Annotated in this window: 23 protein-coding genes and 1 other RNA gene; 20 read left to right on the top strand and 4 right to left on the bottom strand. The window is 71.7% G+C overall.

What is annotated here, in order from left to right; translation table 11 throughout:
* Positions 1-245: 245 nt before the first annotated feature.
* From ACIRR8_RS04060 to ACIRR8_RS04045, 4 genes are all read left to right on the top strand, one after another.
* The gene (locus ACIRR8_RS04060; protein WP_404058608.1) at positions 246-1,940 is read left to right on the top strand and encodes a protein kinase; all 1,695 of its coding nucleotides are present in this window, start codon (positions 246-248) and stop codon (positions 1,938-1,940) included.
* 229 nt (positions 1,941-2,169) lie between these two features.
* Positions 2,170-3,420: a serine/threonine-protein kinase gene (locus tag ACIRR8_RS04055; protein ID WP_404058606.1), complete on the top strand. Its 1,251-nt coding sequence runs from the start codon at positions 2,170-2,172 to the stop codon at positions 3,418-3,420.
* Between the two features lie 69 nt (positions 3,421-3,489).
* Positions 3,490-4,596, top strand: a complete 1,107-nt coding sequence (prfB, locus tag ACIRR8_RS04050; RefSeq protein WP_404058604.1) for a peptide chain release factor 2 — start codon at positions 3,490-3,492, stop codon at positions 4,594-4,596.
* A 350-nt stretch (positions 4,597-4,946) separates the two neighbouring features.
* Positions 4,947-5,720, top strand: coding sequence for a hypothetical protein (locus ACIRR8_RS04045; RefSeq protein WP_404058602.1), 774 nt, complete (start codon positions 4,947-4,949; stop codon positions 5,718-5,720).
* 211 nt (positions 5,721-5,931) lie between these two features.
* Here ACIRR8_RS04045 and ACIRR8_RS04040 read toward each other — a convergent pair whose 3' ends face one another.
* Positions 5,932-6,132, bottom strand: coding sequence for a hypothetical protein (locus tag ACIRR8_RS04040; protein WP_404058600.1), 201 nt, complete (start codon positions 6,130-6,132; stop codon positions 5,932-5,934).
* Positions 6,133-6,391: 259 nt separating this feature from the next.
* On the opposite strand from ACIRR8_RS04040, the gene ftsE reads away from it, so the two are divergent.
* The 5 genes from ftsE (at position 6,392) to ssrA (ending at position 10,307) form a co-directional block, all read left to right on the top strand.
* Positions 6,392-7,081, top strand: coding sequence for a cell division ATP-binding protein FtsE (gene ftsE, locus ACIRR8_RS04035; protein ID WP_015608884.1), 690 nt, complete (start codon positions 6,392-6,394; stop codon positions 7,079-7,081).
* A 56-nt stretch (positions 7,082-7,137) separates the two neighbouring features.
* Positions 7,138-8,058: a permease-like cell division protein FtsX gene (gene ftsX, locus ACIRR8_RS04030; RefSeq protein WP_018512317.1), complete on the top strand. Its 921-nt coding sequence runs from the start codon at positions 7,138-7,140 to the stop codon at positions 8,056-8,058.
* 68 nt (positions 8,059-8,126) lie between these two features.
* Complete coding sequence (locus tag ACIRR8_RS04025) at positions 8,127-9,314, top strand: S41 family peptidase (RefSeq protein ID WP_404058597.1); 1,188 nt, start codon at positions 8,127-8,129, stop codon at positions 9,312-9,314.
* A gap of 18 nt (positions 9,315-9,332) precedes the next feature.
* Complete coding sequence (smpB, locus tag ACIRR8_RS04020; protein WP_003968790.1) at positions 9,333-9,821, top strand: SsrA-binding protein SmpB; 489 nt, start codon at positions 9,333-9,335, stop codon at positions 9,819-9,821.
* Positions 9,822-9,919: 98 nt separating this feature from the next.
* Positions 9,920-10,307: a transfer-messenger RNA gene (ssrA, locus tag ACIRR8_RS04015) on the top strand.
* A gap of 75 nt (positions 10,308-10,382) precedes the next feature.
* Here the strand turns inward: ssrA and ACIRR8_RS04010 are convergent.
* Positions 10,383-11,258: a hypothetical protein gene (locus tag ACIRR8_RS04010; RefSeq protein WP_404058595.1), complete on the bottom strand. Its 876-nt coding sequence runs from the start codon at positions 11,256-11,258 to the stop codon at positions 10,383-10,385.
* Positions 11,259-11,450: 192 nt separating this feature from the next.
* Here ACIRR8_RS04010 and ACIRR8_RS04005 point away from each other — a divergent pair, with 192 nt between their 5' ends.
* Both ACIRR8_RS04005 and ACIRR8_RS04000 read left to right on the top strand, forming a co-directional pair.
* A complete protein-coding gene (locus ACIRR8_RS04005) occupies positions 11,451-11,663 on the top strand; it encodes a hypothetical protein (RefSeq protein ID WP_404058593.1) in 213 nt (70 codons plus the stop codon).
* A gap of 75 nt (positions 11,664-11,738) precedes the next feature.
* On the top strand, positions 11,739-12,086 hold the full coding sequence (locus ACIRR8_RS04000; protein WP_404058591.1) for a VOC family protein: 348 nt from the start codon (positions 11,739-11,741) through the stop codon (positions 12,084-12,086).
* Here ACIRR8_RS04000 and ACIRR8_RS03995 read toward each other — a convergent pair.
* Entirely contained in the window at positions 12,064-13,377 is a 1,314-nt protein-coding gene (locus ACIRR8_RS03995) for an MFS transporter (protein ID WP_404058590.1), read from the bottom strand. The genes ACIRR8_RS04000 and ACIRR8_RS03995 overlap by 23 nt on opposite strands.
* A 102-nt stretch (positions 13,378-13,479) precedes the next feature.
* Between ACIRR8_RS03995 and ACIRR8_RS03990 the strand changes: the two genes are divergently transcribed.
* The 3 genes from ACIRR8_RS03990 (at position 13,480) to ACIRR8_RS03980 (ending at position 17,249) form a co-directional block, all read left to right on the top strand.
* Complete coding sequence (locus ACIRR8_RS03990; RefSeq protein ID WP_404058588.1) at positions 13,480-14,451, top strand: LysR family transcriptional regulator; 972 nt, start codon at positions 13,480-13,482, stop codon at positions 14,449-14,451.
* A 156-nt stretch (positions 14,452-14,607) separates the two neighbouring features.
* Positions 14,608-15,939, top strand: coding sequence for a nitrate/nitrite transporter (locus ACIRR8_RS03985; protein ID WP_404058586.1), 1,332 nt, complete (start codon positions 14,608-14,610; stop codon positions 15,937-15,939).
* Positions 15,940-16,106: 167 nt separating this feature from the next.
* Positions 16,107-17,249 carry a uroporphyrinogen-III synthase gene (locus ACIRR8_RS03980; RefSeq protein ID WP_404058584.1) on the top strand — a complete coding sequence of 381 codons (1,143 nt, stop codon included), beginning with the start codon at positions 16,107-16,109 and terminating at the stop codon, positions 17,247-17,249.
* Here ACIRR8_RS03980 and ACIRR8_RS03975 read toward each other — a convergent pair.
* Entirely contained in the window at positions 17,201-17,875 is a 675-nt protein-coding gene (locus tag ACIRR8_RS03975) for a GNAT family N-acetyltransferase (protein WP_404058582.1), read from the bottom strand. The genes ACIRR8_RS03980 and ACIRR8_RS03975 overlap by 49 nt on opposite strands.
* A 93-nt stretch (positions 17,876-17,968) precedes the next feature.
* On the opposite strand from ACIRR8_RS03975, the gene ACIRR8_RS03970 reads away from it, so the two are divergent.
* From ACIRR8_RS03970 to ACIRR8_RS03945, 6 genes are all read left to right on the top strand, one after another.
* Complete coding sequence (locus ACIRR8_RS03970; RefSeq protein WP_404058580.1) at positions 17,969-18,613, top strand: CGNR zinc finger domain-containing protein; 645 nt, start codon at positions 17,969-17,971, stop codon at positions 18,611-18,613.
* A gap of 80 nt (positions 18,614-18,693) precedes the next feature.
* On the top strand, positions 18,694-19,281 hold the full coding sequence (locus ACIRR8_RS03965) for a sigma-70 family RNA polymerase sigma factor (protein ID WP_076966337.1): 588 nt from the start codon (positions 18,694-18,696) through the stop codon (positions 19,279-19,281).
* Positions 19,278-20,261, top strand: coding sequence for an anti-sigma factor family protein (locus ACIRR8_RS03960; protein ID WP_404058578.1), 984 nt, complete (start codon positions 19,278-19,280; stop codon positions 20,259-20,261). The genes ACIRR8_RS03965 and ACIRR8_RS03960 overlap by 4 nt, the downstream gene beginning before the upstream one ends.
* Before the next feature lie 125 nt (positions 20,262-20,386).
* Positions 20,387-22,762, top strand: coding sequence for a HelD family protein (locus ACIRR8_RS03955; protein WP_404058576.1), 2,376 nt, complete (start codon positions 20,387-20,389; stop codon positions 22,760-22,762).
* 423 nt (positions 22,763-23,185) lie between these two features.
* Positions 23,186-24,622, top strand: coding sequence for an NAD-dependent malic enzyme (locus tag ACIRR8_RS03950; protein ID WP_404058574.1), 1,437 nt, complete (start codon positions 23,186-23,188; stop codon positions 24,620-24,622).
* Between the two features lie 377 nt (positions 24,623-24,999).
* Positions 25,000-25,281, top strand: coding sequence for an HU family DNA-binding protein (locus tag ACIRR8_RS03945; protein ID WP_003968811.1), 282 nt, complete (start codon positions 25,000-25,002; stop codon positions 25,279-25,281).
* The last annotated feature ends 228 nt before the right edge of the window (positions 25,282-25,509 follow it).

Genomic DNA, 25,509 nt, shown 5'->3' with positions numbered 1-25,509 from the left:
GCGGGGGCTACCTGCCGCAATCCGCGCAGGCGTACGGAACTGCTGTTCGGGCATTCGGATGTCCGAGCGTCAACCGCGTGCGGCAACCATCTGTCCGGTGTGCGCGTCTTCCCCCGAAACGCGATCCCCCGGCCTCTTGTCCGGCGGCATTAGAGTGGCCCGGAACATGGGCCGGAGCGTCGGCCCGGAGCATCCGGGTGGGCCCGGGGGACCGCAAGCACCACGATCAGCAGGGAGTGCAAGACGTGCGGCCTGTAGGCAGCAAGTACCTCCTGGAGGAGCCGCTCGGACGCGGGGCCACGGGCACCGTCTGGCGAGCCCGCCAGCGGGAGACCGCGGGCGCCGAGGCGGCCGTCGCCGGGCAGCCCGGCGAGACCGTGGCGATCAAGGTCCTCAAGGAGGAGCTGGCCAACGACGCGGACGTCGTGATGCGGTTCCTGCGGGAGCGCTCGGTCCTCCTGAGGCTCACGCACCCGAACATCGTGCGCACCCGCGACCTGGTCGTCGAAGGCGATCTGCTCGCGCTGGTGATGGACCTGATCGACGGTCCCGACCTCCACCGCTACCTCCGCGCCAACGGCCCGCTCACGCCGGTCGCCGCGTCCCTGCTCACCGCGCAGATCGCCGACGCGCTCGCCGCCAGCCACGCCGACGGCGTCGTCCACCGCGACCTCAAGCCGGCCAACGTGCTGCTCGACGAGCGGAACGGCGGCATGACCCCGATGCTCACCGACTTCGGCATCGCGCGGCTCGCCGACTCCCCGGGGCTGACCCGGACGCACGAGTTCGTCGGCACGCCCGCCTATGTGGCGCCGGAGTCCGCCGAAGGCCGCCCGCAGACCTCCGCCGTGGACATCTACGGCGCGGGCATCCTGCTGTACGAGCTGGTCACCGGCCGCCCGCCGTTCGCCGGCGGCACCGCCCTGGAGGTCCTGCACCGCCACCTCAGCGAGGAGCCCCGCCGCCCCTCCACCGTCCCCGAGCCGCTGTGGACGGTCATAGAGCGCTGCCTGAGCAAGAACCCGGACCGCCGGCCCAGCGCCGAGAACCTGGCCCGTGGCCTGCGCACGGTCGCGGCCGGCATCGGCGTCCACGCGAACTCGGCCCAGATCGCCGCCGCCGACGGGGTGGGCGCCCTGCTCGCCCCGGACCCGGCGCCGACGGCCGTCCCGGAGACCCCCGGCGCCGCGGACCCCACGCAGGTGCTGCCGAGCAACGCGGGCTCGTACGACCCGGCCGCCGCGACCAGCGTGCTCCCGCAGACCGGAGGCCCCGGCTCCCACCAGGGCCACGGCAACCAGGGCCACGCCGACCCGACCGCCGTCATGCCGCCCGTACCGCCGCTCCACCCCGACGGGCAGCAGCAGCCGGACGGCCCGCACCCCTGGCAGTCCCAGCTCCAGGCGGCCCGCGACCGCAACGACCAGACGCAGGTGCAGTACCTGGACCCGAGCCAGGACCCGCTGCGCCGCCGCCCGCAGCGCCAGGCGCCCCAGCAGCCTCCGCAGCGCCAACAGCAGCCGCAGCGCAGGCAGCAGCCCCTCCAGCAGCAGTACCCGCAGCAACAACAGCAGCAGCAGCAGCCTCAGCGCTACCAGGGCCCGCAGCAGCCCCAGCGCCAGCAGTACGCGCCTCAGCCGCAGCAGCCCCAGCAACCTCAGCGGCCCGCTCAGCGCCCGCCGCGCGAACCGCGTCCGCCGAGGCAGCGCGGCGCCAACCCGATGCGCATCCCCGGTCTCGGCTGCCTCAAGGGCTGCCTGTTCACCATCGTGCTGCTGGTCGTCGCCGGCTGGCTCATCTGGGAGCTGACCCCGCTCCAGGACTGGGTCGCCCAGGGCAAGGGCTACTGGGAGGCGATCGGTGACGCGATCAGCACGGTCACCGACTGGATCTCCAAGATCGGCGAGACCACCGGTGGCGGAGGCGCGAGCGGCGCCTGACGGCCGAGGGCGGACCTGACGGCCGAAGGCGAGCCTGGCGGCCACAGGCGGGCCCTGCACGGTCGCGGGCGAGAGGTCCCAACGCTCTCGACTCTGTCCCTTTGTCGACTTCTCCGGACCGAATCGGCCCGGAGAAGTGCAGGTTGGCGCCATCCCGGGCACGCACCACCCCGAACGCCGCGTAACTTTGTCGACCGGGGGTCCACCGCCAGCCGCTGAGGGAGCAGTCTTGGCACGGAATATCGGCAGCCGGTACACGGCCCACCAGATCCTGGGGCGCGGCAGCGCCGGCACGGTGTGGCTCGGCGACGGGCCCGAGGGGCCGGTCGCCATCAAGCTGCTCCGTGAGGACCTCGCGTCCGACCAGGAGCTCGTGGGCCGCTTCGTACAGGAGCGCACCGCCCTGCTCGGGCTCGACCACCCGCACGTGGTCGCCGTCCGGGACCTCGTGGTGGACGGCAACGACCTCGCCCTGGTCATGACCCTCGTACGCGGCACCGATCTGCGCACCCGCCTGGACCGCGAACGCCGCCTCGCGCCCGAGGCCGCCGTCGCGATCATCGCGGACGTCGCCGACGGCCTGGCCGCCGCGCACAAGGCCGGAGTGGTCCACCGGGACGTCAAGCCGGAGAACATCCTGCTCGACATGGAGGGCCCGCTCGGCCCCGGCGGCGCCCACCCGGCGCTGCTCACCGACTTCGGCGTCGCCAAGCTCATCGACACTCCGCGCCGCACCAAGGCCACCAAGATCATCGGAACGCCGGACTACCTGGCCCCGGAGATCGTCGAGGGCCTCCCGCCGCGCGCCGCCGTCGACATCTACGCGCTCGCGACCGTGCTGTACGAGCTCCTCGCCGGGTTCACGCCCTTCGGCGGCGGTCACCCGGGCGCGGTCCTGCGCCGCCACGTCACCGAGACCGTCGTCCCGCTCCCCGGCATCCCCGAGGAGCTCTGGCAGCTCCTGGTGCAGTGCCTGGCCAAGGCCCCGGCCTCCCGGCTGCGCGCCTCCGAGCTGGCCGTACGCCTCCGCGACCTCCTCCCGCTCCTCGCCGGCATCCCGCCGCTGGACGTGGACGAGCCCGGCGGCGACGAGGCGGAGCAGCGGCCGGCCGCGTACGACGAGCAGCAGTACACGCCGTCCGCCGAGGAGCCGCGCCGCCGCGGGGCCGTCCCGCTGGTGCCCGGCTCGGCCCCGGACTCCAACCGGGACACCCACACGAGCATGCGCGTCCCGGCCCCGGACGAGCTGGCCGGCGGCCCGCTCGGCACCGCCCGTGCCCCGCGCGCACCCGGAAAGCCGCGCCCCGGCTCCGCCCGTAACAAGGCGGCGGCCGTCCGCAAGCGCCGCATCACGCTCGGCGCCGCGGCCCTCCTGCTCTGCGGAGCCGTGGCGGTCGGCGGCTGGCTGGCCACCGGCGGAGGCGACGGCGACCCGGCGGGCCCGCAGGACAGCGAGAACTCGGCCCCGGCGACCCCGTAGGCCTGCCGGGTCGCGGCCGGGTTCCCGGGGGAGGGCAAGCTTCATCCGCCATGCCGTTACGCTGGACCCGTGGCAGTCGTCGATATTTCCGAAGAGCTGAAGTCCCTCTCCTCGACCATGGGGTCGATCGAGGCCGTCCTGGACCTGGATGCGCTGAGGGCGGACATCGCCGCGCTCGAGGAGCAGGCAGCGGCACCGTCCCTCTGGGACGACCCGGACGCGGCCCAGAAGATCACCAGCAAGCTTTCGCACCTCCAGGCCGAGGTCCGCAAGGCCGAGACCCTGCGCGGCCGCATCGACGACCTCGGAGTCCTCTTCGAGCTCGCCGAGGACGAGGGCGACGCAGAGGCGCTCGCCGAGGCCGAGGCCGAGCTGGAGTCCGTGCGCAAGGCGCTGGACGAGATGGAGGTCCGCACCCTCCTGTCCGGCGAGTACGACGCGCGTGAGGCGCTGGTGACCGTCCGCGCCGAGGCCGGTGGCGTGGACGCCGCCGACTTCGCCGAGAAGCTCCAGCGCATGTACCTCCGCTGGGCCGAGCGGCACAACTACAAGACCGAGGTCTACGAGACGGCGTACGCGGAAGAGGCCGGCATCAAGTCGACCACCTTCTCCGTCCAGGTCCCGTACGCCTACGGCACACTCTCCGTCGAGCAGGGCACGCACCGCCTGGTCCGGATCTCGCCCTTCGACAACCAGGGCCGCCGCCAGACGTCCTTCGCGGGCGTCGAGGTGCTCCCGGTCGTCGAGCAGACCGACCACATCGAGATCGACGAGTCCGAGCTGCGCATCGACGTGTACCGCTCCTCGGGCCCCGGCGGACAGGGCGTCAACACCACGGACTCCGCGGTCCGTCTGACCCACCTGCCGACCGGCATCGTCGTCTCCTGCCAGAACGAGCGCTCGCAGATCCAGAACAAGGCGTCCGCGATGAACGTCCTCCAGGCCAAGCTCCTCGAGCGCCGCCGCCAGGAGGAGCAGGCCAAGATGAACGCGCTCAAGGGCGACGGCGGCAACTCCTGGGGCAACCAGATGCGTTCGTACGTCCTCCACCCGTACCAGATGGTCAAGGACCTGCGTACGGAGTTCGAGATGGGCAACCCCGAAGCGGTCTTCAACGGCGAGATCGACGGCTTCGTCGAGGCGGGCATCCGCTGGCGCAAGCAGCGCGAGAAGTAACCACAGCGGTACGAGGGTTGGGCCCGGACGGGTAACTGTCCGGGCCCTTCTCCGTCGGTGCCCGCCTGCGGCGAGTTGAGGGGGAGCTGTGCCCGATGCGTCACAGTCGTGCTGCCGAATAGTCGTCAAGAGCATCTATAAGGGTGCGTACTGCACACAACGGCCTTGACGGAATCCTTAACTCTGGCAAGGGTGCTGGAGCAGCATGCGTATGTCTGGGACGGGTGCGAACCGGGGGGCTGGCGGGGTGGTCACGACACGACGTGGCCGCACCGAGGCGATTCCCCGCAGGGCCACGGCCCGCATATGGCTGCTCCAAAGACGAGATCGGCTACTGGGGGTAGCAACAGATGACGAAAAGGACGCGTATTCGCGTCGCGCGGATAGCCGCTGGTGCGGTTATTGCCGCAGGTGCCTCGCTGACCGCCGCGGGTGCGGCGCAGGCGCTGGACTTCGGTGGCGACACCGGTGTTGCCGACGTCCAGACCCAGACGACCGACGGGGAGGACGGTCAGGACGACCCGACCAACCCGGAGGACCCGAACAACCCGGGCGGACCGCTCGACCCGCCGGTCGACCCGCCCGTTGATCCTCCGGTGGACCCGCCCGTCGATCCTCCGGTGGACCCACCGGTCGATCCCCCGGTCGACCCGCCCGTTGACCCGCCCGTCGACCCGCCGGTCGATCCCCCCGTTGACCCGCCGGTCGACCCTCCGGTTGACCCGCCGGTGGACCCGCCGGTCGACCCGCCGACGGACCCGGTGGACCCGCCCACCGACCCGAGTGACCCGACCGACCCGTCGGACCCGACCGACCCGACCGACCCGACCGACCCGTCGGACCCGAGTGACCCGTCGGACCCGGCAGACCCGTCCGTCCCGGGGACCGGTGGCGGCGACGACGCCTGCACCGTCGACTCCGGTGTCGTCGAGTGCGCCGACAACACGGACACCGACAGCGTCGGCAACCAGCCGGTCGAGCAGAGCAAGGGCAAGGAAGAGCTCGCCGAGACCGGTGCGGCCGAGACCGGCTTCCTGGTCATCGGTGCCGCGACGATGATCGCGGGCGGCATCGGCTTCCGCATCCTGCCGCGTCTGGTCGGCGGCGGACGCACGGTCGCCTAGGGTCCCGCCAGGACCCGCTGAACACCGCGTACAGGCGCAGCTGAACCCGTACACGGCTCGGCGTGACACACGGAAGGGCCCGGGAGGCCGACAACGCCTCCCGGGCCCTTCTGCGCGCACCGAACCGCCAACCGGCTCTCCGGCGGCCGTACGCGGACGTTCTGAGGCGCCTCTCAGGGCGCGGTGGAGCCTGCGGCGGCCCCGGGCCGGCTTACGCGGTCTGGTGGGCCAGCAGCGCGAGCGCCGCCAGCAGCACGACCATCAGCGCGATCAGCGTGGCCGGATTCATTCCGGCCAGCGGGCCCTGCCCCTGCTCCTCCAGCATCTGCTGCCGGACCGCACGGCAGACGCGGCAGCGCCCCTCACTGACGGGGGCCGCGCAGTTCGCGCACACCAGTCGGTCATTGGTCATGCGCATTCCTCCTCCCGCGCGGCGGAGCCGCTGACTGCTCTCTCTCCGCACAACGCTCCGGGAAACGCAACCGTTCCCCCCACCACTGTGCCAGCTCCCGCCGGTTTCGGCGCGGCCCGCCGGACAAGGGAGGGTCCGACCCGATGCGTTCCGTACGACGATCCGCCATAAATCACCCATTGCCGGACGCCGCCTGCACGCCTGACCCCGGTTCGCGTATGGTCACGCTCACCTACTCCCGGCCGACCGTGGTGCATCCGTGATCCGATTCGACAACGTCTCCAAGACCTACCCGAAGCAGACCCGACCGGCTCTGCGCGATGTCTCGCTGGACATCGAGAAGGGTGAGTTCGTCTTCCTGGTGGGCTCCTCCGGCTCCGGCAAGTCGACCTTCATGCGGCTGATCCTGCGCGAGGAGCGCGCCAGCACGGGCATGGTCCATGTGCTCGGCAAGGACCTCGCGCGGCTCTCCAACTGGAAGGTGCCGCAGATGCGCCGCCAGCTGGGGACGGTCTTCCAGGACTTCCGCCTGCTGCCCAACAAGACCGTCGCGCAGAACGTGGCCTTCGCGCAGGAGGTCATCGGCAAACCGCGCGGCGAGATCCGCAAGGCCGTGCCCCAGGTGCTCGACCTCGTCGGCCTCGGCGGCAAGGAGGAGCGGATGCCCGGCGAGCTCTCCGGTGGTGAGCAGCAGCGCGTGGCGATCGCCCGGGCCTTCGTCAACCGTCCGATGCTGCTGATCGCGGACGAGCCGACCGGCAACCTCGACCCGCAGACCTCCGTCGGCATCATGAAGCTGCTGGACCGGATCAACCGGACCGGCACCACCGTGATCATGGCGACCCACGACCAGAACATCGTCGACCAGATGCGCAAGCGCGTCATCGAGCTCGAATCGGGCCGTCTCGTACGCGACCAGGCACGCGGCGTCTACGGCTACCAGCACTGACCGAGGGGCCCGCGGGCCCCTCGCGCACTTCGAGCATCGAGTACTGAAAGGACGCCATGCGCGCCCAGTTCGTCCTGTCGGAGATCGGCGTCGGTCTCCGCCGCAACCTCACGATGACCTTCGCCGTCGTGGTCTCCGTCGCCCTCTCGCTCGCCCTGTTCGGCGGCGCGCTGCTGATGCGTGAACAGGTCAGCACGATGAAGGACTACTGGTACGACAAGGTCAACGTCTCGATCTTCCTCTGCAACAAGAACGACGCCAAGGACATGCCCAAGTGTGCGAAGGGCGCGGTCACGGCGGAGCAGAAGGCCCAGATCAAGGCCGATCTGGAGAAGATGGAGGCGGTGCAGAAGCCGGTCCACTTCGAGACGGTCGACGAGGCGTACAAGCACTACCAGGAGCAGTTCGGCGACTCCCCGATGGCGGGCAACATCACGCCCGACCAGATGCAGGAGTCGTTCCGCGTCAAGCTCAAGGACCCGCAGAAGTACAAGGTCGTCGCCACGGCCTTCGCGGGACGGGACGGGGTGCAGTCCGTCCAGGACCAGCGGTCCATCCTGGACAACCTCTTCGAGCTGATGAACGGCATGAACGTCGTCGCGATCTACGTGATGATCCTCATGCTCGTCATCGCGCTGATCCTGATCGTCAACACCGTGCGCGTCTCCGCGTTCAGCCGGAGACGTGAAACGGGCATCATGCGCCTGGTCGGGGCCTCCGGCTTCTACATCCAGGCCCCCTTCATCATGGAGGCGGCCGTCGCCGGTCTCATCGGCGGTCTGCTGGCCTGCGCGATGCTGCTCGGCGGCCGGTACTTCCTGATCGACGGCGGTCTCGCGCTCCAGGAGAAGCTGAACCTGATCAACTTCATCGGCTGGGACGCGGTCCTCACGAAGCTTCCGCTGGTGCTCGCGATCGGCCTCCTGATGCCGGCCGTCGCCGCTCTCTTCGCGCTGCGCAAGTATCTGAAGGTATGACTTATGCCTCCTGGGGCGCGCGGGCAACTGCCCGTGCGCCCCAGGAGGCTTGTCCTAGACTCGGCGCCATGTCCGGTTGTTCGCAACGCTTCCGGCCCCGCGGCCTCTGCCGCGGGGTGACCCTGACTTTGGTCTTCGGGTGTGTCCTCGCCACCGGCGCGGCGACCGGTTCGCTGCCCCAGGACCCCGACCCCGTACCCGAACTCCCGGCGCGTACGGTCGCCTCCCGCCACGCCCCGGTCGACCGCGAGGAGATCGAGGACGCGGCGGCGAAGGCGCAGGCCGACGGGAAGTCGGTGAAGGAGGCGGTGGGCGAGGTCGTCAGCCGCAGCGGGGACCGGTGGGGCGCGGTGTACGACGAGCGGGAGTACGAGGAGTTCGAGCAGGCCCTCGACGGCTCGTACCTCGGCGTCGGCCTCTCCGCCCGCCGCACCGCGGACGGCGGCGTCGCCGTCTCCCGGGTCCAGCCCGGCGGTCCCGCCGACCGGGCCGGCATCCGCGCGGGCGACCTGCTCCGCACGGTCGACGGCCGCCGCGTCGACAAGCGCCCGGTCCCGGAGGTCGTCGCCTCACTCCGCGGTGACGGTACGGGAGCCGGGGAAGGCACCCGCGTCGTCCTCGGTCTCGTACGGGACGGACAACCCGCCACGCGGACCCTGAAGCGGGCCCGGCTGACCTCTGAGGCGGTCACCGTGAGCCGGCTGGGCACCGGCCGCTCCTCGGCGCTCCTCGTCAAGGTCGCCGCCTTCACCAAGGGCTCAGGACAGGGCGTACGGGACGCGGTCCGCGAGGCCCCCGAGGACGCCGGGATACTCCTGGACCTCCGTGCCAACTCCGGAGGCCTGGTCGCCGAGGCCGTCACCGCCGCCTCCGCCTTCCTGGACGGCGGCCTGGTCGCCACGTACGACGTACGCGGCGAGGAGCAGGCCCTGTACGCCGACCCGGGCGGCGACACCGAGCGGCCCGTGGTGGTCCTGGTCGACGGCGGCACGATGAGCGCGGCCGAGCTGCTGACCGGCGCGCTCCAGGACCGCGGCCGCGCGGTCACCGTCGGCTCCCGCACCTTCGGCAAGGGCTCGGTCCAGATGCCCAGCGAGCTGCCGGGCGGTTCGGTGGCCGAGCTGACCGTCGGCCACTACCGCACCCCGGCCGGCCGCAGCGTCGAGGGCACGGGCATCACACCCGACCTGGTGGCGGGGGATCGGGCCCAGCAGCGGGCCGAGACGGTATTGAGTGGCCTCGGGGGTGGGTCGTAGTGCGAAAATGACCGCACTATGGCTAAGGAAAAAGACACCGGGCGCAAGATGATCGCGCAGAACAAGAAGGCGCGGCACGACTACACCATCCTCGACACCTACGAGTGCGGCCTCGTCCTCATGGGCACCGAGGTGAAGTCCCTGCGCATGGGCCGGGCCTCCCTGGTCGACGGGTTCGTCCAGATCGACGACCACGAGGCGTGGCTGCACAACATCCACGTCCCCGAGTACGTCCAGGGGACCTGGACCAACCACGCGGCCAAGCGCAAGCGCAAGCTGCTCCTCCACCGCGCCGAGATCGACAAGCTGGAGTCCAAGTCCCAGGAGACCGGCCACACCATCGTGCCGCTCGCCCTGTACTTCAAGGACGGCCGGGTCAAGGTCGAGATCGCGCTCGCCAAGGGCAAGAAGGAGTACGACAAGCGCCAGACCCTCCGCGAGAAGCAGGACACGAGGGAGACGAACCGCGCCATCGCGGCGGCCCGCCGGCGGCAGCGCAGCGCCTAGGAGCCCCCTGCGGAGGAATACGCTGGCATCGTCCCGCGTTGGTCACGTACGATGGGCCGTGCACCTCAGCGAAGGTGCGCGTTTTGAAAAATCAACATGGGGATGATCGGTTTCGACAGCGGATGTCGAAGCAGGGGAAGCGAGTCGAGGAAGCGGCAATGATCTCGTAAACCATATGTCGCAAACAATAATCGCCAATTCCAAGCGCGATTCCTCCGCCTTCGCCCTCGCTGCCTAATTAGCAGCTAAGCGAAGACTCTGCGGAGTGTCAGCCCGGGGGTGATCCCGACCCGGATCCTGGCATCAACTAGGGATCTAAACTTCTAGGCCCGGCCACGGGGCCTGGAAGGAAATCAAACAGTGGCTGGGCCTGTCGGAGGCTTGTTCGCGTGACCTCCGGGGCCAAGAAAAGCGTAGCGAACTGCACTCGGAGAAGCCCTGGTTCCGCACCGTTGGACGCGGGTTCGATTCCCGCCATCTCCACAATTCCCATGTAGGCCGCTGCCCCGTGAGTTCGCTCACGGGGCAGCGGCTTTTTTCACGCTCTCCGGCTCCGGGCGTTCACCACTCGCGCCAGTCGTCGGCCTCCATGACGAGCGACGGGTGCCCGGCGACATGCGCCAGCTCTTCGAGCACGAGGCTGATGTCCTCCCGTTCCTCCGTCTCGATGACCCAGCCCGCCGCCTGGTCGGCCGTGTTGAACCACAGCACCAGCGACTTCAGCACCTTCCGCGCGGCCGGCTTCCGGGGCTTCGGCCCCAGGTCCCGCAGCTCCCGGCAGGCCTTGTGCACCCGCCGCCCAGCCGCCCGCCGGAACGCGGCCGGGGGAAACGGCGGCGACGGCGTCCACCGCTCGAACGGGGTCTCCGCCAGGAGCTGCTCCCAGGTGAGCCTCGCCAGCCGCGCCGCGTACCGTCTCTTCTCCGCCTCCACCGCAAGCCGCCGCCGCTCCTCGACCGCCTCCTGCTCCCGCAGCAGCGCCTCCCGGTCGTGCGCCCAGCGCCACTCGCCCTCCACGTCGGTGTCGGCCAGGGCCGGGGTGGAGTACGACGTGCCGACGCTCCCGGGGGAGAGGTAGGGGGCGGCCAGCTTCGTCTGCTCGGCGGTGAGAGGGGCGACTCCCAGCGCGGTGAGGTCACTCAGCCCGGTCGTGTCCTCCACCCCGCACGCGAACACCGCCGGCCTCCCCGTGTGCGCGAACCGCCGACGCCGCAGCACCGGGTGTTCCCGTACTTCCTCCAGCGTCGGCAGCCGGTCCCACACCCCGTCGAACACCGCCACGACGACCACTTCCGGCGCCCGGCCGACCACCGCGAAAGCGCCGAAGCGTCCCGTCCCGGGCGGGGAGTCGGGGTGGAGCGGCGACGTACGGAACGCGAATATCGCGCCGGCGTCGACGTCGAGCGGGTTCTTCGGGCTTCTCTTCGCTGCGGCCACCGGCTCACCCTAAAGGCCGCCCATGACAAGGGCCGGGCCCACGGATCTGCGCTCCGTGCGGCCCGGCCCGGTCAGGGGGCGGGGTGGTTCAGCTCCTGTAGGCGTCGCTCTTCACGCCGTCGGTGAAGGCGGTCCACTGGGCGGCGGCGAAGTGGAGGCGGGGGCCGTGTACCGTCGAAAGGCTGATCCCCCGTGCAGCATCACCGACCGCGGTACGCCGATGTCCTCGTGGAGGGCGGCCAGGCCGCCCATGACCTCGCCGACGCGCTGAAACTGGCGGGCTTCTCCCTGCCGTCCCTCTACGGCGACCTCCCCACCATCACCGACAAGGCGCTCGTCCACCTCGGCGGCGCCTTTGCCGAACTCGTGCGCGAGTTGACCGCGTGGATCCGGGAGCGGGCCTGAAATGCCGGTCCCCGGGGGCGCGTTCTGGTAGGCGTGGGCATGCCTGGATCTCTGTCCGCCTCACCGGGAGTCCCGATGACCGTTCGCCGCGTCATGCCCCTCGTCCAGTCCGAAGCCGTGCAGGAGAGCCGGGAGTTCTACGGCCTGCTCGGCTTCGAGGAAGTCATGAACCACGGCTGGATCATGACGCTCGCCGCGCCGTCCAGCCCGACGGCACAGATCAGCATCATCACCAGCGACGCCACGGCTCCCGTCACCCCCGATCTGAGCGTGGAGGTCGATGACGTGGACGCGGCGTACGCGGTCGTGCGGGAGAGCGGGGCGGATATCGTCCATCCGTTGCAGGACGAGGAGTGGGGGGTGCGGCGGTTCATGGTCCGCGACCCCAACGGCCGCGTGGTCAACGTACTGAGCCACCGCTGACACCGGGCCGCCGCCGCAGCGCCGTCCCCGCGGCCGCGACGGTCAGGGCCAGGGCCGCCGCGCCCATCGGGGCCGCGTAGCCGGCGGCCGTGCCCGCGTGTTCCACCAGCCAGCCGCCCGTCGCCGCCCCGGCCGCCACTCCGCCCAGCAGTGCGGTGACGGAGAGCGTCATGCCCTCGTTCAACTGGCCAGGCGGCGTGGCGCGTTGGACCAACGTCATGCCGGTGACCATGGTGGGCGCCGTCGCCGCGCCCGCCAGCAGCAGGCAGAGCGCCAGGACGGGCAGCGAGGCGGTGGAGGTGGCGGCGAGCAGCGGCAGGGACATCAGCGCGGTCATGGCGGCCAGGCACAGCAGGAGCCTGCCGTGGACGTTCCGGGCGGGCCGCAGCGAGCCGTAGACCAGCCCGGCCGCACCGGACCCCGCCGCCTGGAGCGCCAGGATCGCGCCTCCGGCGTGCGCGATCGACACGACCTCCAGCGCTCCGAACACCGCGCCCGTGGCGAGGAAGACCGCCAGCAGCGCGGGCATGCCGGGCGCACGGAGCGGGGAGACGGCCGTACGCGTACGGGGAGTCGGCGGCGGTTCCGTCGCGCGCTGGGCCGCGAAGATCAGGACGCCGGTCAGCAGCAGGAACGCGCCCACCAGCGTGCCCGCCTCCGGGAACAGCGCCCCGCAGAGCGTCGCCGCGAGGACCGGGCCGAGCATGAAGCAGAGTTCGTCGGCGGACTGCTCGAAGGAGTTCGCGGTGTGCAGGGCCGCCGGGTCGCCCCGGTGGAGGTGGGCCCAGCGGGCCCGGGACATCCCGCCGGTGTTGGGCGTGGTCGCGGTGGCGGCGTACGCGGCGAAGAGCGTCCAGGCCGGTGCCTCGTACCGTACGCAGAGCACCAGCGTGAGCGATCCCAGCACGGCGAGCGCGGTCGCGGGCACGGCGATCCTGGCCTGGCCGTAGCGGTCCACCAGCCGGGCCGTGAAGGGCGCGACGAGAGCCGTCGCGGCGAGGCCGGTCGCGGTGACGGCTCCGGCGAGCGCGTACGAGTCCCGGGACCCGGCGATCATGATGATCGCGCTGACGCCGAGCATTCCCATCGGGAGCCGCGCGATCAGGTTGCCCGTGGTGAACGCGCGGGCGCCGGGGGTGGCGAGCAGCCGGAGGTAGGGGTTGGCGGACGGCGGCCGTCGTGCGGCCCGGGGCGCCGTCCGCGGGGCCGCCACCAGTTGGCTCCCGGCGACCGTCAGCAGCGGGGCGGACGTCGTACGGGCAGGGGGAGCGGGGGCGGGTGATCTCGGCATGGGGCCAGCCTCGCCGCGCTCCGCCTCCCCGGTCCAACACCTTCTCGCCGCCCATTCACGCACCCCTGTTGTGAATGGCCCGCCACGTTGTAGATTCGCCGCGTGCCCGTCCCCGACACCGCCCCCCGACTCCTGCGCGCCTTCCTCGCCGTCGCCGAGGAGTTGCACTTCACCCGTGCCGCCGCTCGTCTCTTCGTCGCGCAGCAGGCGCTCAGCCGGGACATCCGGCGGCTGGAGCGCGAGCTCGGCGCGGAGTTGTTCGTCCGCACCACGCGGCAGGTGACGCTCACGCCGGACGGCGAGCGTCTGCTGCCGTACGCGCGCCGCGTGCTCGACGCCCACGCCGGGCTCGCCGCGGCCTTCGGCGGCGGGGCCGCGCGGCCGCTGCTCGTCGACCTGAACTCGGACGGGATGACCGCCGCCCGGGTGCTGGAGCGGGCCCGGCAGCTCGCTCCGGAGTGCGAGCTGATGGCGCGGTTCGAGTCCGGGCTGACCTGGGCCGCCTCCGAGATCCTGGCGGGCCGGCTGGACGTCTCCTTCGGCCGGGCCGCCGGGCTCGCTCCGGCGGTGCGGGCCGGGCTCTCCGTACAGCCCGTGCGGTACGAGCCGATGGCGCTGATGCTGCCCGCCACGCACCCGCTCGCCGGGCGCGCGGCCATCCCGCTGGCCGAGCTGTCGGGGACGACGGTCTACGCGGGTGCGGGCAACGAGCGGACGCGGGAGTGGACGGAGCTCGCGGCGCTGCTCTTCGCCGCGTGGGACATCCGGCTGGCACCGCCCGTTCCGCTCGCCGTCGGCGTGGCCGAATTCCAGCGGGTCATGGCCAAGGCCGGCCACCCGGTCCTGGCGGTGGTGGACTTCCCGCCACTGCCGGGCGCGGTGGTGCGTCCGCTCGTCGATCCGGTTCCGCTGTCGCCGCTGGCGCTGGTCCGGCGCAAGGGCCTGGACCATCCCGGTGTGGACGCGCTGCGTACCGCTGTCGGCCAGTTGGCCGCGGCGAACCGGTGGCTCGAACGGCCCCCCGGCAGCTGGCTGCCGGAGGGCGACCTGGCGCTGATGCGGAACCCTTCCTGACCGAGGACCACCTCACCGGGCCGCCTCCTGCCCGGTGAGAGCAAGGTTGCCCACCGGTCACCTCACGGCACCGCACCGAAACGCGCGCTCCCTAGCGTCGGGACCGACACCCCGCGGCGACGGGGACACCACCCCGACCCCCTGTGGAGGCGCGTGATGGCAGGCCGTTGGATCGAGACCTGGGAGCCGGAGGACGAGACGTTCTGGCGGGAGAAGGGCGAGCGCGTGGCCCGCCGCAACCTGTGGTTCTCCGTGCTCTCCGAGCACATCGGATTCTCCGTCTGGACGCTCTGGTCGGTGATGGTCCTGTTCATGGGACCGGAGTACGGCGTCGACCCGGCCGGCAAGTTCTTCCTGATCTCCACCGCCACCCTGGTCGGAGCGCTGGTGCGGGTGCCGTACACCTTCGCCGTCGCCCGGTTCGGCGGCCGCAACTGGACCATCTTCACCGCGGTGAGCCTGCTCGCCCCGACGCTCGCCGCGTTCTGGGTGATGGAGCCGGGGACCTCGTACGGCACGTTGGTGGCGGTCGCCGCGCTCACCGGGATCGGCGGCGGCAACTTCGCCTCCTCGATGACCAACATCAACGCCTTCTTCCCGCTCCGCGAGAAGGGCTGGGCGCTCGGCCTCAACGCGGGCGGCGGCAACATCGGCGTCCCCGTCGTCCAGCTCATCGGCCTCCTCGTCATCGGCACGCTCGGCGCCGCCCACCCGCGCCTCGTCCTCGGCGTCTACATCCCGCTGATCGTGGTGGCCGCCGTCTGCGCCGCGCTGTACATGGACAACCTCCGGCCCGTACGCAACGACACCGGCGCCGCGCGTCAGGCCGCCCGCGACCCGCACACCTGGATCATGTCGACGCTCTACATCGGCACGTTCGGCTCGTTCATCGGCTACAGCTTCGCCTTCGGCCTGGTCCTCCAGACCCAGTTCGGCCGCACCCCGCTCCAGGCCGCCTCGCTCACCTTCATTGGCCCGCTCCTCGGCTCCCTGATCCGGCCCTTCGGCGGCAGGCTCGCCGACCGGCACGGCGGAGCCCGGATCACGCTGGCCGCCTTCGCCGCGATGGGCGCCGCCACCGCGATCGTCATCTGCGCCTCCGCCACCGCGTCCCTGCCCGTCTTCCTCGTCGGCTTCACCGCCCTGTTCGTCCTGAGCGGGCTCGGCAACGGATCGACGTACAAGATGATCCCGGGCATCTTCCACGCCCAGGCGGTCGAGAAGGGCCTCGACGGCGAGGCGGCCGCCACGCACGGACGGCGGCTCTCCGGCGCCGCGATGGGCTTCATCGGGGCCGTCGGCGCGCTCGGTGGCCTCGCGATCAACCTCGCGTTCCGCCAGTCCTTCCAGACCACCGGCACCGGCACCGCCGCCTTCTGGTCCTTCCTCGCCTTCTACGCCGTGTGCTCCGCGCTCACCTGGGCGGTATACCTTCGGCGCCCCGCGCCCGTACCCGCGAAGGCCCAGGTCGGTTACGCAGAGGTGTAGCCGCCGCCAGGAAGGCGACGATCCGGCCACGTGTGACGTAACGGCCGGGAAATACGGAGGAACCGAGCCTGTCACGGACCGTTGGCAGTCTCGGGCCTCCGCACATCGCCTACCAGCAGGACCAGCACATCGCGTACCAGCAGGACCACGAGAGCCGGGAACACGCCATGCAGGACGACGACACCACGCACGGCCCCCTCGCGGGCTTCACGGTCGGAGTGACCGCCGCCCGCCGCGCCGAGGAACTCATCACCCTCCTCAAGCGGCGCGGCGCCGCCGTCCAGCACGCCCCGGCCCTGCGGATCGTCCCGCTCGCCGACGACAGCGAACTTCTCGACGCGACGAAGGAGTTGATCGATCACGCGCCCGACGTGGTGGTCGCCACCACCGCGATCGGCTTCCGGGGCTGGGTGGAGGCGGCCGACGGCTGGGGCATCGGTGACGCGCTCCTGGAGCGGCTGCGCGGCGTCGAACTCCTCGCCCGCGGGCCCAAGGTCAAGGGCGCGGTGAGGGCCGCCGGGCTCACCGAGGCCTGGTCACCCGGGTCCGAATCGATGGCCGAAGTGCTCGACCGGCTCCTCGGCGAAGGCGTCGCGGGCCGCCGCATCGCGGTCCAGCTGCACGGCGAACCGCTGCCCGGCTTCATCGAGTCCCTCCAGGCGGCGGGCGCGGAGGTCGTCGGCGTCCCCGTCTACCGCTGGATGCCGCCGCAGGACATCGCCCCGCTCGACCGGATGCTCGACGCCACCGCCGCCCGCGCCCTGGACGCCGTCACCTTCACCAGCGCCCCCGCCGCCGCCTCGTTCCTGGGCCGCGCGGAGCTACGCGGACTGCTGCCGGAGATCCTCGGCGCGCTGCGCGACGACGTCCTGGCCGCCTGCGTCGGACCGGTCACCGCGCTCCCGCTCCAGGCCCGGTCCATCCCCACCGTCCAGCCCGAACGCTTCCGCCTCGGCCCGCTCGTCCAGCTGGTCTGCGCCCAACTCCCCACCACCGCGAAGGTCCTGCCCGTCGCCGGCCACCGCGTCGAGATCCGCGGCCACGCCGTGCTGGTCGACGACGAACTCCGCACCGTCCCACCCGCCGGCATGGCCCTCCTGCACACCCTGGCCCGCCGGCCCGGCTGGGTGGTGGCCCGCTCCGACCTGCTGCGGGCCCTGCCCGGCAGCGGCACCGACGAGCACGCGGTGGAGACGGCGATGGCCCGGCTGCGCTCCGCGCTGGGCGCCCCGCGCCTGATCCAGACCGTCGTCAAACGCGGCTACCGGCTCTCGCTGGACCCGACGGGGGACACGCTGGGCGCGCACTGAGTGGTGGCCGCGCCGTCGGATGTCAGCGGCGCCAACGGCGCCTCGCGCACGTGCAGATGGCCGTCGAGCGGGAACTCCGGCGGCCGTGCGCTCAGCAGCTCCGCGAACGCGTAGCCGCTCTTCTCCGCCACCCGGCACGACGCCACGTTGTCCACCTGGTGCAGCAGCTCCAGCCGGACCAGCCCCTCTGCCGCGAAGGCCGTGAACGTCCAGGCGGTGAGCGCCTCCAGGGCCCGGGGCGCCACCCCTCGCCCGCGCGCCCGTGCCGCCGTCCAGTAGCCGACCTCGGCCCGCCCGGCGTCCGGGTCCGGCCGCTTCAGCGCGAGGTTGCCGACCAGCTCCCCGCTCCGGCCGGTGTCGATCACGGCGAAGCTGAACCGGGTCCCGGACCGCCACCCCTCGCTCTGCAACTCCAGCCAGCGGGCGGCCTCTTCGGGCGTGGACACGGGCAGCCGCACCCACTGCCGCATCGCCGGATCGTCGTACGCCTCCAACAGCGCCGGGACGTCCTTCGCGTGCCAGGGCCGCAGCAGCAGCGGGCCGGCGGTGAGCGTGATGCCCGGCCCGTGTGTCCCCCCGTGTGTTCCTGTCCGCGTTCCTTCGGCCGTTCCCCCGTGATCGTTCATGGCCGTCACGGTAGCGGGGGTTACGGCCGGGGCCCGGCGGGGGCACTCTGGAGGGTGGCATCCGACCGGTGACCCCGAGGCGGTGACAGGCGCATGGCAGCGGGCAGGGGCGCGTACGTGTGGCGGTTCGACTCCGGCCGGATCTGTCTCGACCTGGTGGCCACCGGGCCCGCCGGCGGCACACCGCGTGCGCGGGAACAGCTGGAAGGGCCGGCGCGGCTCGCCGACTGGCTGACCGCCGCCCGGCTCGTCCCGCCCGGCACCGTACTGACCTCGCTGGACACCACCTGGCTGTCCCGGTTCCGGGAGCTGCGGGCGGACGTGGACCGGCTGATGTCGGCCCAACTGGTCCACGAGCGCGGGCAGATCGGCCCGCTGTCACCCCAACTCACCTGCTCTGCCTACGGAAGGGCCCTGGACCGTATCAACTCCCTTGCCGCGCACGCCCCGCCGGGACCGCGTGCGGTGCGTGGCGAAGGTGGTGCGCTGCTACGGACCCTGAGCGCCGAACCCGACTGCGCGGGGCTCCTCGCGGTCGTGGCGAGGGACGCGGTGGACCTGCTCACCGACCCGGTGGCGTGCGCGGCGCTGCGCCGGTGCGCGGGCGGCGCCTGCCACCGGCTCTACCTGGACACCTCGCGCGGCGGACGCCGCCGCTGGTGCTCCGGCGAGGTCTGCGGCAACCGCGAACGGGTCGCCCGGCACCGCCGCCGGAGGATCTCGGCGAAAGAAATATGAAGCGACGTTGAATGATCCGGCGCCCCTCCCCGTATCCCTCCCCGAAGAGCTCCATTCAGGGTCTCGACCAGGAGGTTCGGGTGCGCAAGGATGCGGCCGTGGCCGATGACCGTCCGCACAGGGCTCGACATCGCAGTGAGCCGCCCACGCCCCCTGACGGGATACCCGACGAGGAGCTGATGCGGGCGCTCTACCGCGAACATGCCGGGCCGCTGCTCGCGTACGTCCTCCGGCTCGTGGCGGGCGACCGCCAACGGGCCGAGGACGTGGTGCAGGAGACGCTCATCCGTGCCTGGAAGAACGCCGGCCGGCTCAACCGGGCCACCGGCTCCGTCCGCCCCTGGCTGGTGACGGTCGCCCGGCGCATCGTCATCGACGGCCACCGCAGCCGGCAGGCCCGGCCGCGCGAGGTCGATCCGTCGCCGCTGGAGGTCATTCCCGCGGAGGACGAGATCGACAAGGCGCTGTGGCTGATGACGTTGTCGGACGCGCTCGACGATTTGACGCCCGCGCACCGGGAAGCATTGGTCGAGACCTACTTCAGGGGACGTACGGTGAACGAGGCGGCCGAGGTGCTCGGCATCCCCAGCGGCACGGTGCGGTCCCGGGTCTTCTACGCACTCCGCTCGATGAAGCTCGCACTCGAAGAGAGGGGGATCACGGCATGAGCGACCAGCAGTGGCAGCCCTTCGGGCCCCGGCCTCCGGAACCCCGCATGTCCACCGGTCCCTCGAACGTCCCGCACCCCTCCAACTCCCCCTATCCCGCGGGTCCTGCACACCCCTCAGGGCCCGCGTACCTCTCCGGCCACGGCCACGGCCACGGCTATCCGGTCGGCCCCGCCGGGCCCGGCGGGGCCGGGCCGTCGTCCGGCGGTGGGCCCGAGGGCGGCGAGCACGACGCGGCCGCCGCCTACGTCCTGGGCATCCTGGACGACGCGCAGGCGAGCGCCTTCGAGGCCCATCTCGCGGGCTGCGCCCGGTGCTCCGCGCATCTGGACGAGTTCGCCGGGATGGAGCCCATGCTCGCGATGCTGGCCGAGGCGCCGGCCGCCTCGCCCGGCGCCCGTCCCGTACCGCACGTTCCCGAGCGGCCCGCGCCGAAGGTGCTCGGCGGGCTGATGGACGAGGTGGCGCACCGGCGCCACCGGCGGACGAAGCGGAGCCGGTACCTCATCGCCGCGGCCGCCGCCCTGATCATCGGCGGGCCGGTCGCCGCCGTCGCCGTCACGGCGGGCGACGAGGGCGGCCGCAGCGTCGCCGCCGTCGACCCGCACCCCACCAGCCCGGCCGAGGACGCCTTCTTCCAGCACATGACGGAGAAGGTCTCCGCGACCGACCCCACCACCCGGGTCGGCGCGACGGTCGGCATGGAGGAGAAGGCGTGGGGCACGCACACGGTCCTGGAGCTGAAGAACGTCAAAGGACCGCAGAAGTGCACACTCGTCGCCGTCTCCAAGACCGGCGAGGAGGAGATCGTCACCTCCTGGTCCGTTCCGAAGTGGGGGTACGGCATCGAGGGCTCGACCCACGAGTCGGCGAAGAACCCGCTGTACGTGCACGGCGGCGCGGCGATGGACCGTGCGGACATCGACCGCTTCGAGGTGCGCACGTTCGACGGGGAGCGGCTGGTGGAGATCGGCACCTGAGCGGACCCGCCGTCCACGGTTCCGACGCGCAATCGCAACACGCGTGACGGTGGACGGCAGGTGCGCCCGGGCCCCCCTTCGCATAGGGTTGACGGCTGCCCGATGCACGTCAGAAGGGGGCCTCGGTGGCCGCGCAGGATGCCGCTGTCGATTCGCTGCGGGACCGGGAAATCGGTGTCGAGCAGGATCATCTGGACCGCGTTTACCACCGTCTCGAAGAGAAGATCGACGAGGCGGAATTTCTCATGCACGACGCCGTCAAACGCGGGCAGGTCGGCACGCCCGGCGCCCTCGCCGAACGGGACGCCCAGGTCTTCCGGGCCGGCGTCCACCTCAACCGGCTGAACAACGAGTTCGAGGACTTCCTCTTCGGCCGGATCGACCTGCTCCTCGGCAAGGACGGTGAGCGCGGCCCGGACGGCGCTTACACCTCCGTCGAGCCGGCCGACGACGCCGTACGCGACGACGCCACCGCCGACATCGCCGAGACGCTCCACATCGGCCGGATCGGGGTCCTGGACTCCGACTACGCGCCGCTGGTGATCGACTGGCGGGCTCCGGCCGCCGCGCCGTTCTACCGCTCCACGCCGAAGGAGCCGGGCCGCGTCGTACGCCGCCGGGTCATCCGCTCCAAGGGCCGTAAGGTCCTCGGCGTCGAGGACGACCTGATGCGCCCCGAGCTGACGGCGTACCTGGACGGCGGGAAGCTCCCGGTGATCGGCGACGGCGCCCTGATGGCCGCGCTCGGCCAGGCCCGCAGCCACACCATGCGGGACATCGTCGCCTCCATCCAGGCCGAACAGGACCTGGTGATCCGGGCACCCGCCGCCTCGGTCACCGAGGTCACCGGCGGCCCCGGCACCGGCAAGACGGCCGTCGCCCTGCACCGGGCCGCCTACCTCCTCTACCAGGACCGGCGGCGGTACGCGGGCGGCATCCTGATCGTCTCGCCGACCCCGCTCCTGGTCGCGTACACCGAAGGCGTGCTGCCCTCGCTCGGCGAGGAGGGCCAGGTCGCGATCCGCGCGATCGGCTCGCTGTCGGATGAGGCGGCCGGCGTGGAGGGCGCCACGGCGTACGACGAACCGGCCATCGCCCGGATCAAGGGCTCCTCGCGGATGCTCCACGTGCTGCGCAAGGCGGCCCGGGGCGCCCTGGAGACGCCGAAGCCGCCGAGCGGCGCCGGGCAGCTCCCCTTCGGCGACGAACCCGCACAGAACGGCTCGGGGACCACCCCGACCAGGCTGCGCGTCGTCGCCTTCGGCGCCCGGGTCGAGCTGGAGGCCGACGAGCTCCAGCGCATCCGGCACAACGTGCTCAGCGGCACCGCTCCCGTCAACCTGCTGCGCCCGCGCGCCCGCAAGCTGCTGCTCGACGCCCTGTGGAGCAAGTCCTCGGGGCGCGGCCGCTACACGGACCCGCAGCTGGTGGCGGAGTTGCGGTCCTCCTTCGACGAGGACGTCTCCACCGAGACACCGTTTTTGGAGTTCCTGAACGCCTGGTGGCCCGAGCTGACCCCGCGCCGCGTCCTGGCCGCGATGGCCGACGAGAAGCGGCTGGCCCGCTGGTCCCGGCGCATCCTCAACCAGGGCGAGGCGCGCCGCCTGGCCCGCTCGCTCAGGCGGCTGGACGCGGCGGACGGCGGCGGCCCCGTCTCCGTACACGATGTGGCGCTCCTGGACGAGCTCCAGGCGCTGCTGGGCACGGTCGTCCGGCCGAAGCGGAAGCGCGAGATGGACCCGCTGGACCAGCTCTCCGGGCTGGAGGAGCTGATGCCGCAGCGCGAGGAGACCCAGTGGGAGCGGGCCGAGCGGCTCGCGGCGGAGCGTACGGAGTACGCGCACGTCATCGTCGACGAGGCGCAGGACCTGACGCCCATGCAGTGGCGGATGGTGGGCCGCCGGGGCCGCCACGCCACCTGGACGATCGTCGGCGACCCGGCGCAGTCCTCCTGGTCCGACCCGGACGAGGCGTCCGCCGCCCGGGACGAGGCCCTCGGCTCCCGGCCGCGCCGCCGCTTCACCCTCACCGTCAACTACCGCAACCCGGCCGAGATCGCGGAGCTGGCCGCGAAGGTGCTGGCGCTCGCCATGCCGGGCATGGAGTCGCCGTCGGCGGTGCGTTCGACCGGTGTGGTGCCGCGCTTCGTGCCGGTGGCGGGCGGCGACCTGGCCGCCACGGTCCGCGCGGAGGCGCGCCGGCTGCTGGCGGAGGTGGACGGCACGGTCGGCGTGGTCGTGGCGATGGACCGGCGCGCCCAGGCCCGCGAGTGGCTCGCGGAGCTGGGGGAGCGGGTGGTGGCGCTGGGCAGCCTGGAGGCGAAGGGGCTGGAGTACGACGCCACGGTGGTCGTCTCGCCGGCGGAGATCGCGGACGAGTCACCGGCCGGGCTGCGGGTGCTGTACGTGGCGCTGACAAGGGCCACGCAGCAGCTGACGGTGGTGTCGGGCGAGCGGGACATGCCGGACGAGGACGGGGTGCCGGACCTGCTGCGGGAGTGACGGTGGAGGCTTTCGGGAGTCAACCCGGCGCACGGGAATCACTTTTCCGGGGTCTTTGTTACCGTGGTACTGGCACCGGCTCGATCCAAGCCCCCGGGCCCAACCTTCGTCGCTTCGAGCGACCACTTGCCGCGAGGCGAGCATGGCGGGCCGGTGCCACCTAAGTGAAGAAGACAGACCCGTGTCACCTGATGGTGGCGCGGGTCTGTTCTCGTTCACGGGGTTCTTGAGGCTCTCGGGGGTTCTTGAGGGCCCTTGGGGGTTCCGCCGAACGGGTGACTTCTCGTATGGTGGAAAATACTTTCCGAAAGGTGGCACTCATTACCGGCTACCAGTCGGTAGGTGCGACGATCGGGAAGCGTGACCGGAACGAGGGTTCCGGATGCGAAGCAATGAAGCTTGAGGAAAGTGAAGGACTCGGCCATGGCAACGGCGCCCAGCGTCTCGTACTCGATGACGGTCAGGCTGGAGGTGCCCGCGAGCGGCACCGCGGTCTCCCACCTCACCACGGCCGTGGAGTCGTCGGGGGGTTCGGTCACCGGCCTCGACGTCACCGCGTCCGGCCACGAGAAGCTGCGGATCGACGTCACGATCGCCGCTTCCTCCACCTCGCACGCGGACGAGATCGTCGAAGGTCTGCGCGGCATCGAGGGCGTCGTGCTGGGCAAGGTCTCCGACCGTACGTTCCTCATGCACCTCGGTGGCAAGATCGAGATGGCGTCCAAGCACCCCATCCGCAACCGTGACGACCTCTCGATGATCTACACGCCCGGCGTCGCCCGGGTCTGCATGGCCATCGCCGAGAACCCCGAGGACGCGCGCCGCCTCACCATCAAGCGCAACTCCGTCGCAGTCGTGACGGACGGCTCCGCGGTGCTCGGCCTCGGCAACATCGGCCCGATGGCCGCGCTGCCCGTCATGGAGGGCAAGGCGGCCCTCTTCAAGCGCTTCGCCGGCATCGACGCCTGGCCGATCTGCCTGGACACCCAGAACACCGATGAGATCGTCGCCATCGTCCGTGCGATCGCCCCGGGCTTCGCGGGCATCAACCTGGAGGACATCTCCGCACCCCGCTGCTTCGAGATCGAGGCCCGGCTGCGCGAGGCCCTGGACATCCCCGTCTTCCACGACGACCAGCACGGCACCGCCATCGTCGTCCTGGCCGCCCTGACCAACGCCCTGCGCGTGGTCGGCAAGAGCATCGGGGACGTACGGGTCGTCATGTCCGGTGCCGGAGCCGCCGGTACGGCCATCCTGAAGCTGCTGATCGCCGCCGGTGTCAAGCACGCCGTGGTCGCCGACATCCACGGCGTCGTCCACTCCGGACGTGAGGACCTGGTCGCCGCCGACCCCGACTCGCCGCTGTGCTGGATCGCCGACAACACCAACCCGGAGGGCGTCACCGGCACGCTCAAGGAGGCCGTCGTCGGCGCCGACGTCTTCATCGGCGTCTCCGCCCCGAACGTCCTGAACGGCGACGACGTCGCGGCGATGGCGGACGGCGCGATCGTGTTCGCGCTCGCGAACCCGGACCCCGAGGTCGACCCGGCGATCGCCCGCGAGACGGCCGCGGTCGTGGCCACCGGCCGTTCCGATTTCCCCAACCAGATCAACAACGTGCTGGTCTTCCCGGGTGTCTTCCGCGGCCTGCTGGACGCTCAGTCCCGCACCGTCAACACGGAGATGATGCTCGCCGCCGCCGGAGCCCTCGCCGACGTGGTCGCAGAGGACGAGGTCAACGCGAACTACATCATCCCGTCGGTCTTCAACGACAAGGTGGCCGGTGCGGTCGCCGGAGCCGTCCGCGCGGCCGCCAAGGCCGCCTCGGGCACCGGAACGGCACCCTCCGACACCGTCTAGGACACGCGGTTTCGCGAGGTCCATCAGGGGTACGCGCCGAAGACCCCGGGCCGCACCCGCCCGTGCCGTACGGCGCGTCGCGGGTCGCGGCGCCCCAAACGCCCCTTTAGGGTGGGCGGGCAGTGGGCCCTGTAGGGCCCGGCATCCGCTGCGGACCGCTAAGGGAAGCCGACGGAACGTCACCACGAGCAGGCAGTGGCGCTTTTCGTTGACCCTGAAGGGTTCCGGATTGGCTTTCCCGCCGCAGGTGGGGGCAGGATGCGTAATCGGGCGCGAGGGTCTGACATCAGACCCGGGTCCGGGGACTGTCAGAGGGCCCTGGCAGCATCGGCTTCGATCTCACGCCTCACAGGCAAGAAGAACACGGGAGTAACAACATGAACCGCAGTGAGCTGGTGGCCGCCCTGGCCGACCGCGCCGAGGTGACTCGCAAGGACGCCGACGCCGTGCTGGCCGCGCTCGCCGAGACCGTCGGTGAGATCGTCGCCAAGGGCGACGAGAAGGTCACCATCCCCGGCTTCCTGACCTTCGAGCGCACCCACCGTGCCGCTCGCACCGCGCGCAACCCGCAGACCGGCGACCCGATCAACATCCCCGCCGGCTACAGCGTGAAGGTCTCCGCGGGCTCGAAGCTCAAGGAAGCCGCCAAGGGCAAGTAACCCGCCAGGCGCAAGGAGGGCGGCCATCCCCGACCAGGGGTGGCCGCCCTCGCGCATGCCAGGGGCACATGCGCGCCGCACATGCGCCCGCACCTCCGCGCCCGTACGCCGCCCGTGCGCCCGCACCGCGCCCGTTCGGCGCAGCGCCCTCAGGGATGCGTCCGCGCGCCCTTCAGGGCCGTGTCCACGGCGTTGCGGGGCCGTACAGCCCCGTGGCGTGTCAGCCGG

It is taken from the genome of Streptomyces sp. NPDC101178, assembly GCF_044767965.1.
Classification (GTDB): Bacteria; Actinomycetota; Actinomycetes; order Streptomycetales; family Streptomycetaceae; genus Streptomyces.
Note: the sequence above shows the minus strand (reverse complement) of the source record. Positions and strands in the feature narration are given on the sequence as shown.